This is a genomic window from Lentiprolixibacter aurantiacus, assembly GCF_026241225.1.
GTDB lineage: Bacteria > Bacteroidota > Bacteroidia > Flavobacteriales > Flavobacteriaceae > Lentiprolixibacter > Lentiprolixibacter aurantiacus.
On sequence record NZ_JAPFQP010000006.1, the window covers coordinates 1 to 2915 of the forward strand.

Sequence of the window (2915 nt, forward strand, 5' to 3'; positions counted from 1 at the left end):
TTGTCTACCAGGGTGGTCACCGTATTGTTCGTATCGATGGTAACTACTGTACCAAAGTCGTCCGTGATGGTATAGGTACCATCGGTGTTGTCTACCACAGTGGCGATCTTGGAATCAAAGGTAGTGGCTACCCCATCCTCATTAGTGTAGGTAAAGGTACCGTTGCCATTGTCCACCAAAGTGGTCAGGGTTTCTGTAAAGGTGGTGATTGTACCGTCCTCTGAGGTGTAGGTAAAGCTGCCATCCCCATTGTCTACCAGGGTGGTCACTGTATTGTTAGTGTCGATGGTAACTGCTGTACCAAAGTCGTCCGTGATGGTATAGGTACCGTCGGTGTTGTCTACTACCGTGGCGATCTTCGAATCAAAGGTAGTGGCTACTCCATCCTCATTAGTGTAGGTAAAGGTACCGTTACCATTGTCTACCAAAGTTGATGTGGTTTCAGTAAAGGTGGTGATTGTACCGTCCTCTGAGGTATAGGTAAAGCTACCGTCCCCATTGTCTACCAGGGTGGTCACCGTATTGTTCGTATCGATGGTAACTACTGTACCAAAGTCGTCCGTGATGGTATAGGTACCATCGGTGTTGTCTACTACCGTGGCGATCTTTGAATCAAAGGTAGTGGCTACCCCATCCTCATTAGTGTAGGTAAAGGTACCGTTGCCATTGTCTACCAAAGTGGACAGGGTTTCTGTAAAGGTGGTGATTGTACCGTCCTCTGAGGTGTAGGTAAAGCTGCCATCCCCATTGTCTACCAGGGTGGTTACCGTGTTGTTCGTATCGATGGTAACTGCTGTACCAAAGTCGTCCGTGATGGTATAGGTACCATCGGTGTTGTCTACTACCGTGGCGATCTTCGAATCAAAGGTAGTGGCTACCCCATCCTCATTGGTGTAGGTGAAGGTACCGTTGCCATTGTCCACCAAAGTGGTCAGGGTTTCAGTGAAAGTCGTTACCGTGCCATCCTCTGAGGTGTAGGTAAAGCTGCCATCCCCATTGTCTACCAGGGTGGTTACCGTGTTGTTCGTATCGATAGTAACTGCTGTACCAAAGTCGTCCGTGATGGTATAGGTACCATCGGTGTTGTCTACTACCGTGGCGATCTTGGAATCAAAGGTAGTGGCTACCCCATCCTCATTAGTGTAGGTAAAGGTACCGTTGCCATTGTCTACCAAAGTGGACAGGGTTTCTGTAAAGGTGGTGATTGTACCGTCCTCTGAGGTGTAGGTAAAGCTGCCATCCCCATTGTCTACCAATGTGGTCACTGTATTGTTCGTATCGATGGTAACTACTGTACCAAAGTCGTCCGTGATGGTATAGGTACCATCGGTGTTGTCTACTACCGTGGCGATCTTTGAATCAAAGGTAGTGGCTACGCCATCCTCATTGGTATAAGTGAAGGTACCGTTGCCGTTGTCTACCAAGGTGGAGAGGGTTTCAGTAAAGGTGGTGATTGTACCGTCCTCTGAGGTGTAGGTAAAGCTGCCGTCCCCATTGTCTACCAGGGTGGTCACTGTATTGTTGGTATCGATAGTAACTGCTGTACCAAAGTCGTCCGTGATGGTATAGGTACCATCGGTGTTGTCTACCACAGTGGCGATCTTCGAATCAAAGGTAGTGGCTACCCCATCCTCATTGGTATAAGTGAAGGTACCATTGCCGTTGTCCACCAAAGTGGAGAGGGTTTCAGTAAAGGTGGTGATTGTACCGTCCTCTGAGGTGTAGGTAAAGCTGCCATCCCCATTGTCTACCAGGGTGGTCACTGTATTGTTAGTGTCGATGGTAACTGAAGTACCAAAGTCGTCCGTGATGGTATAGGTACCATCGGTGTTGTCTACTACCGTGGCGATCTTCGAATCAAAGGTAGTGGCTACCCCATCCTCATTAGTGTAGGTAAAGGTACCGTTGCCATTGTCTACCAGTGTAGTAATAGATTCATTGATATCATTGGCTGCTCCGGAAGCATCGGTTAAAGTTGCAATACGGTTACCTGCAATAGTATTGCTAACCGACAATCCATTCGTACTTATAATAACATCAGACCCATCATTATTTGTGAAGGTATAGGTTCCATTGCCATTGTCTGTAACATCAGCCTTGCTAACCGTCTGGGAGACACCATTTTCATTTACATAGGTAAATGTTCCATCACCATTATCAGCAAGGTTGGTAATGGTTTCAGCAATCGATACCGATGCAACGTTCAGGTAAAGTCCGCCATCAGATCCTGCGGTAATGTCGTTATTGGCATCACCACTGATCAGGTTTATGGTCACTGGAGTTCCTGTCTCATCGGTATAGGTAAAGGTTGCGTTTCCATTGTTGACCAATGTTGAAATGGAAGTGTCACTGATTATAGTTGTAGCTCCAGATGCATCGGTAAAAGTATATGTACCGTCCCCATTATCTGCAAGGGCCACAGTTCCAGCCAGGGTGTTTAATTCGTCTATGGCCGACTGCACATTGGTTGCAGTAAGTCCGCTTGTGGTATTGTCGTATGGGTTAGCGCTGGCATTGGTGTCGATAATCTGGGTAGCTCCTGTCTCATCCGTATAGGTATAGGTGCCATTGCCGTTGTCGGCCAATGTAGAGATCGAGGTATCGGTAATGGTCGTTACGTTTCCACCGGCATCGGTAAAGGTGTAGGTACCATCAGTATTGTCTACCAGGGATACCGTTCCTGCAGCTGCGTTGATCTCATCAATCGCATCCTGTACATTGGTAGCAGTAAGTCCGCTTGTGGTATTGTCGTATGGGTTAGCGCTGGCATTGGTGTCGATAATCTGGGTAGCTCCCGTCTCATCCGTATAGGTATAGGTGCCATTGCCGTTGTCGGCCAATGTAGAGATTGAGGTATCGGTAATGGTCGTTACGTTTCCACCGGCATCGGTAAAGGTGTAGGTACCATCAGTATT

General features: G+C 47.6%; 1 protein-coding gene. It reads right to left on the bottom strand.

The annotated features are described in order from the left end of the window. The coding region (locus tag OO016_RS14390) for a beta strand repeat-containing protein (RefSeq protein ID WP_369413859.1) at window positions 1-2915 on the bottom strand (2915 nt) is incomplete at both ends.